The sequence below is a fragment of the Pseudomonas sp. NFACC25 genome, from assembly GCF_900100935.1.
In the GTDB taxonomy this organism is placed as follows: Bacteria; Pseudomonadota; Gammaproteobacteria; order Pseudomonadales; family Pseudomonadaceae; genus Aquipseudomonas; species Aquipseudomonas marginalis.
This window is the reverse complement of record NZ_FMUC01000024.1, coordinates 49179-55496: the sequence shown is the minus strand read 5'-3', so window position 1 is coordinate 55496 and position 6318 is coordinate 49179. Positions and strand designations below refer to the sequence as shown.

At 66.2% G+C, this 6318-nt stretch carries 6 protein-coding genes; all 6 read right to left on the bottom strand.

From position 1 onward, the window contains the following. On the bottom strand, positions 1 to 906 hold a 906-nt coding region (locus tag BLQ09_RS30440; protein ID WP_175472347.1), incomplete at its 3' end, for a GspE/PulE family protein. A 142-nt stretch (positions 907 to 1048) separates the two neighbouring features. Next, positions 1049 to 3367 carry a type II secretion system secretin GspD gene (gene gspD, locus BLQ09_RS30435; protein WP_092359770.1) on the bottom strand — a complete coding sequence of 773 codons (2319 nt, stop codon included), beginning with the start codon at positions 3365 to 3367 and terminating at the stop codon, positions 1049 to 1051. After that, positions 3364 to 3876: a type II secretion system protein GspM gene (gene gspM, locus BLQ09_RS30430; RefSeq protein ID WP_092359768.1), complete on the bottom strand. Its 513-nt coding sequence runs from the start codon at positions 3874 to 3876 to the stop codon at positions 3364 to 3366. Before gspM ends, gspD begins: the two co-directional genes overlap by 4 nt. Beyond that, positions 3869 to 4939, bottom strand: a complete 1071-nt coding sequence (gene gspL, locus BLQ09_RS30425; RefSeq protein ID WP_092359765.1) for a type II secretion system protein GspL — start codon at positions 4937 to 4939, stop codon at positions 3869 to 3871. The genes gspM and gspL overlap by 8 nt, the downstream gene beginning before the upstream one ends. Further along, positions 4936 to 5814: a type II secretion system minor pseudopilin GspK gene (gene gspK / locus BLQ09_RS30420; RefSeq protein WP_175472346.1), complete on the bottom strand. Its 879-nt coding sequence runs from the start codon at positions 5812 to 5814 to the stop codon at positions 4936 to 4938. The genes gspL and gspK overlap by 4 nt, the downstream gene beginning before the upstream one ends. Positions 5815 to 5822: 8 nt before the next feature. Further along, positions 5823 to 6272 (bottom strand): type II secretion system major pseudopilin GspG, encoded by a 450-nt coding sequence (gene gspG, locus BLQ09_RS30415; protein ID WP_027607545.1) that lies wholly within the window; start codon positions 6270 to 6272, stop codon positions 5823 to 5825. Between the last annotated feature and the right edge of the window lie 46 nt (positions 6273 to 6318).

Here is a 6318-nt window from a genome sequence, read left to right as displayed (position 1 = left end):
CCGCAGGGCCAGGCCGAAAGTCATATCGATCTTGGCGTTGACCTGGATCTGGCTGATGCCCGGCAGGTCGTATTCCACCGGGTCCTCCACGGTGAGGATATTGCTGGTGCTCGCATCCAGCCGCGCCAGCGCGGCGTACAGGCTGGTGGTCTTGCCGCTGCCCGTAGGCCCGGTGACCAGCACGATGCCATGGGGCTGGCGGATCAAGGTGTCGAGGCGCGCCAGCAGCTGCGGCTCCATGCCCAGGGTCTCCAGTTGCAGCCGCCCGGCCTGCTTGTCGAGCAAGCGCATCACCACCCGTTCGCCATGCCCGGTGGGCACGGTCGACACACGAATATCAATCGGCCGCCCGGCCACGCGCAGGGCGATACGACCGTCCTGGGGCAAGCGTTTTTCGGCGATGTCGAGCTGGGCCATGATCTTGATCCGCGACACCAGCGCACCATGCAGCGCCTTGCGCGGCGACACCACATCCCGCAGGGTGCCGTCGACGCGGTAGCGCACCACGGAGTGGGTTTCATAGGGCTCGATATGGATATCACTGGCCTCGTCCCGCGCGGCCTGGGTGAGCAAGGCGTTGATCATACGGATCACCGGCGCGCCGTCCTGGGTGTCGAGCAGGTCGGTGATCTCGGGCATGTCCTGCATCAGGCGGTCGAGGTCGACCTCGTTTTCCGCCGCTCCCACCACGGCGGCGGCGCTGCCCGTATCGGCATAAGCGCTGGCGAGGAGGCCGTCGAGTTCATCGTCGCGTACCTGCTCGAGGTGGGCCTGGCCGAACTGGCGCCGTACTTCGCTGATCGACCAGCCGGGGGTTGAGGGGCAGACGGTGAGCAGCATGCCGTCGGCGCCGGGACGCAGGAGGATGCGTTGGGATTTGGCCCAGGCGTAAGGCAACAGGCTCATACCCCTCTCCCACAGGAATACACAGTGCAAATGTGGGAGGGGGCTTGCCCCCGATAGCGGTGGGTCAGGTTGTACATCTGTGGCTGACACCCCCTCATCGGGGGCAAGCCCCCTCCCACATTTGGTCCTGCGTACAGCAGGCTCATGGTCGTGCACCTACAGGCACCGCGCGAATGACCGCCCTCGGCCCCTGCTGCTGCCCGCCCGGAATCGCCTTCTCCACCGACGGCAATTGCGGCGCCTGCACATCCGGCATCGCCCAGCTGTGCTCCGGTTGCAACCCACCCTGGGCACGACGCATGAATTCATAGCGGTTCAAGGTAATGCTGCGCCCCGCGCCACTATCGCGAATGATGTAGGGCCGTAAAAACACCATCAGGTTGGTCTTGCTCACACTGCGCTTCTCGTTGCGAAACAACGCCCCCAACCCCGGAATATCCGAGAGCCACGGCACCGCGTCGTTGCTCTGGCTGTAGCCGTCCTGCAACAGCCCGCCCAACACCATGATCTGCCCATCGTCCAACAGGATGCTGGTATCGATCGCGCGCTTGTTGGTCACCGTGCCCGCCGACACCGATGCCCGTGTGTCCACGGTGCTGACCTCCTGGTAGATATCCAGCTTCACCGTGCCGCCCTCGGAGATCTGCGGGCGTACATTCAGCTTGAGCCCCACCTCTTCGCGCTGCACGGTCTGGAACGGGTTATTGCTGGTACCGCCGCCACCGGTCACATAACTGCCGGTGACGAATGGAATGGTCTGCCCGACGAAAATGCTCGCCGCTTCGTTGTCCAGGGTCAGCAGGTTCGGCGTGGACAGCACGTTGGTGCCGCCCTTGCTCTTCAAGGCACGGGCCAGGACCTTGAGGTCGAGCACCTTGCCGATCCCCGGAATATCCACGGTGCCGTTGACCACGCCAATATTCAGGCCCTTGGGCAGTACGTCGATGCTGGTGGGACTGGCGGGCGTGCCCACGACACCGCTGCCACCCAGGTTAACGCCACCGAAGCCACCTTTGCCCGCCAGGTTGCCGGCCTGCCATTGCACACCGAACTCGGTGGCATCGTCCTCGCCCACTTCCACGATCAGGCTTTCGATCACCACCTGGGCGCGGCGCTGGTCGAGCATGTCGATCACTTCCCGCAGGTTGCGGTACAGCGGGTCCGGCGCGGAGATCAGCAGGGTGTTGGTGGTGGCGTCGGCCTGGATGGTCACCCCGCCGGCGCTGAACGCGGTGTCCTGCTCGTTGGCGGTATTGCCGCTGCTGGTGCTGGTGCTGGAACCGGTGGCTTGCCCGTAGCCCGACTGCACGCCACTGCCGGTGGGCGTGCCGCTGCTGTTCTGGGCATTACTCGTGCCCTGGCTGCTATTGCCATTGCCGCCCATGGCGCTGAGCTTGCCACGCCCATCGTCGCTCACCCCGGAATCGCTCTCGCCGGTGAGCAGCCCGCGTAGCGACTGGGCCAGCTTGGCGGCCTGGGCGTTGCGCAGGTACACCACGTGCATATTGCTGGGGTTGCTCTGGGCATTGTCGAGCTTGTAGATGAGGTTGCGCGCCAGCTCCGTACGCTCGGGGCTGCCGGAACGAATGATGATCGAATTGGAGCGCGGGTCGCCGACCACATTGATCTTCTGGGTCTGGTCAGCGCCCTGGGTTTCCAGCAGTTCGGCGACCATGGCCGCGATGTCCACGGCGATGCCGTTTTGAATCTGCACCACATCGGTGTCGATGGCGCTGGGGGTGTCGATGCCGCTGATGATCTGGGCGACCCGCGCGAGGTTTTCCGCATAGTCAGTGATGACGATGCTGTTGTTGCCGGGGTAGGCGTTGATCGGGTTGTTCGGCGACACGATGGGGCGCAGCACCGGGATCAGGTTCACCGCATTTTCATATTGCAGGCGGAAGGTGCGCGTCTGCATGCCACTGCTGCCGGCGCTGTAGATCGGCCCGCCGAGCAACTTGGCATCGGCCTCCGGCACCACCTGGGCCACGCCGCCCACATCCACCACACTGAAACCCTGCATGCGCAGGGCCGCCAGCAGCATGTCGTAGGCCTGATGGGCCGGCACCTGGCCTTCGCTGACCAGGGTGAGCTTGCCCTTTACCCGCGGGTCCACCAGGAACTGCTGGCCGGTGGCACGAGACAGCGCGCGCACCACCGCCTGGATATCGGCATCGACGAAGTTGAGCTGCACCGGCTGGTCACCCAGCGGGTTACGCGCCTTGACTGGCGCCGGGGCCTGGCCACGGACGCTGTTGGTCACCGGGTGCTGGACCCGCGGTTTCGGCGCTTCGTCGCGCTGGCGATCCAGCAGGGTATCGCCGCTGCGACGGGTATCGGCCAGGGGTTGGCCAAGCTCACTGTCCACCAGTAACGGCGTGGTTGACGGGCTGCTGCACGCACTCAAGGCCAGCAACAGCAACGGCGCGGCCTTGCGAAAAGGGAGGACTGACCACTTCATGAAGCTTCCTTAGCGCCAGGCGCCTGATCCATGCGAACGGTCCCGGACACAGTGCCGGCCGAGTTATCGACGGCATCCGCAGCACGTTGCAAACGCGCCTCGGACACCTCCAGGGAAAATGAACGGGGATTGCCCAGCAGCCAGCCCACCACGGCGTCGGCCGGGGCGTTGTCGAAGGTCAGGCGCCAACCGCCGGCCTCCAGCGCCTGTACCTGGTAATGCCCTTGCAGGCCGGCACTGTCCAGGGCCTGGCGCAACGCGGCTTCGTCGGCCTGGCGCGGCGCGGCGACATCCTGCAACAGCACCTGCAAGGCTTCGGCCTGGGCGCGCAGCCTGGGGGTTTCGGCCTGCCAGTAGTCGATCTTTTTCAACGCCGGCTGCACCAGCACCAGCCAGGTCAGCAGGCTTGCCAACACCAGCCCGGCGCCGATCAGCAGGCGTTTCTCGCGCAGGGCCAGGCCGCTCCAGAACACCTGGGCCCGGGTGCGCAGGCGCAGCCACCTATTCATCGCCGGCCTCCGTTTTTTCCGTGGCCGGCGCCGGGCCGATGCTCCAGCCCTGCTCATCGCGCGTGGCGGCAAAACCGGCCTGGGCCAACGCGGCCTGCCACTCGCCCTCGGCCGCCGGGTTGCGGCTGTCGGCGAGTAACGCCAGGTGCAAGGTGCCCTGTTCAAAATTGAGGTTGTCGACGCTGCCCACCATAAAGGGCAGGTTGCTGCCTGCCAGTTGCAGCAGGCTGCTGAAGCGTTGGCCCGAATCGGCAGCCGCGCCGCTCTGACGTGCGGCCAACTGTTGACGGGCCTGCTGCAAGGGGTTGAGCACCACGGGTAATTCAGGAAACGCCTGGCGTACCTGTTGGTTCATCAACGCCTTGAGCCGTTGGCCTTCGTCGACCTGGCGCGCGGCATACAGGTTGAGGCCGACGGTCCAGATGGCAGCGGCCAGCGCCACACAGGCCAGCGCCCTGCCCCATCCGGCGCCGGAGGCTTGACCGAGGCGAGCGTGCAAGCCCCAGCCAGGCACCGCGCCGCTCCAACGCTGCGCCTCCGCCACCAGCGGCACGTCGAGCGCCTGCAACCCCAGCGGGTGCACAGCGCCCTGCTGCAGGCTGTCGCGGGTCAACAGATAGCCGTCGTCCAACGCCGCCGCCCCCACCGGCAAGGCATAGGGCGCCGGGTACAGGCCGCGCAGCTTGAGCTGCACCTGGGTCAAGACCTGGCCCAGCCGTTCCAGCCCGGCCTTGGGCACCCAGCCCACCTGCACGCGCCCATCGCTTTCGCGCGGGCCGTGGGCCACGTGCATCTGTTCCACCGGCCCGAGGATCAGCGCCTGGGCCGCACAGGCCACCGCCGCCTGGTTCTTTGCTGCGGGCAATGGCGGCAGCTCCAGGCTGGTGAGCAGGCTGTCACGCGGGTGCAGAAAGCAGTCCACCGCCTGCCGGCGCTTGCCCAGTTGCGCCAGGCTTTCCTGCCCCTCGGCCACCACCACGCCACGCTCGAGCCAGGCAAACTTCACCTGGCTTTCAGCACGGACCTGATCCAGCGGCGGCAAGGCAATGCGCAGGCGTTTCATACGCCCACCCGCGACCAGATCACCCTGGGCTCACGGTCTTCGGGGCGGTGCAGCAACGCGTCGATCGTCACCCGCCGGCGCTCGCGGCGCGCCTGGCCCTGCAGGCGAAACCACTCGCTGGTGATGCCCACTTGCACCGCTTCCAACTCCACCTGGGGCAAGTGCAGACGGTTGACGAAATCCCCACGGTTGATAAACCAATGCCCGTTGTCGCGCTCGGCCACCAGCCCGTGGGCCTGGGACAGGCTGAGCTGCGGCACCACCGCGCTGAGCACTTCGGCGCTGGCGGTGTTGCCGTTGACCCAGGTATTACCGGGCAGCACGCTGACGTACGCCTGCAGGCGCTGCAACACCTCCGGGGTCAGGCCTTCGAGGCCACTGAGGTCGTCGAGGCTGCGCAGCATCGGGTATTTGGCGGGCTGCCCGTTCTGTTCGTAGGAGGCAATCACCCGCTGGCTGATGCGCCGGCTCACGGCCGGGGCCACGCCCAGGGTGCGGCACAGGCGCTCGAAGCTCTGCAATTGCTCGGCGTCGGGCTGTTGGCGGTTAACCAGGTTGCGCAGGTTGAACTTGCCCTGTTCATCGTCGATCCGCCCCTCGAACACGCCGGTCTGGGCCCGCGCCCAGGGCTGGTCAAGGCGGGTCAGCGCGTCCTTCTGGCGCGCCTCCCAGAGCATCTGCCGGCTGCGTTCAAGGCCACCGAGCAACAGCCATTGGCCCTGCACGCGCGACTGTTCGGCTTCCAGGCTGCGGGTGAATACGGTCTGGCGCGTGAGCATGCCGCCGGCGATCACCGCCACCACCGCCGCGATCAGCAAGGCACTGATAATCGCCATGCCGCGCTGCTTCGCCGCTGGGGGCGAATACCCTTTCATGGCGCGCCTTACAACTGCCAGGAGCCGATATCGGCATTCACGCCATCGCCATCCGGTTGGCCATCGGCGCCCAGGGAGAACACATCGACCTCACCGTTGGCGCCCGGATTGAGGTAGTGGTAAGGGTGGCCCCAGGGGTCGTTGGGCAAACGATCGAGGTAGGCGCGCCAGTTATTGTTCTTGGCATCCGCCGGGCGCTCCACCAGCACTTTCAGGCCCTGGTTCATGCTCGGGTAGGTGCCGTGATCGAGGCGATACAGCTTCAACGCCTGCATCAACCCGCCGATGTCCTGTTTCGCGGCGGTGGCCCGCGCCTGGTCCGGGCGATCGAGGACCTTGGGCACCACCATCGCCGCGAGGATCCCGAGGATGACCACCACCACCATGATCTCGATCAAGGTGAAGCCACGCTGGCCGCGAGGGCCTGGCAATGGGGATGTTAGGCGCGCGATATCCATCTCGACATTCCTTGGCTTGGGTACATTTCGTGGCGCAGTGTTGCAA

Coding starts and splice junctions, on each gene's coding strand:
- gspM (WP_092359768.1), bottom strand. CDS start 3,876: ATGAATAGGTGGCTGCGCCTGCGCACCCGGGCCCAGGTGTTCTGGAGC.
- gspD (WP_092359770.1), bottom strand. CDS start 3,367: ATGAAGTGGTCAGTCCTCCCTTTTCGCAAGGCCGCGCCGTTGCTGTTG.
- gspK (WP_175472346.1), bottom strand. CDS start 5,814: ATGAAAGGGTATTCGCCCCCAGCGGCGAAGCAGCGCGGCATGGCGATT.
- gspL (WP_092359765.1), bottom strand. CDS start 4,939: ATGAAACGCCTGCGCATTGCCTTGCCGCCGCTGGATCAGGTCCGTGCT.
- gspG (WP_027607545.1), bottom strand. CDS start 6,272: ATGGATATCGCGCGCCTAACATCCCCATTGCCAGGCCCTCGCGGCCAG.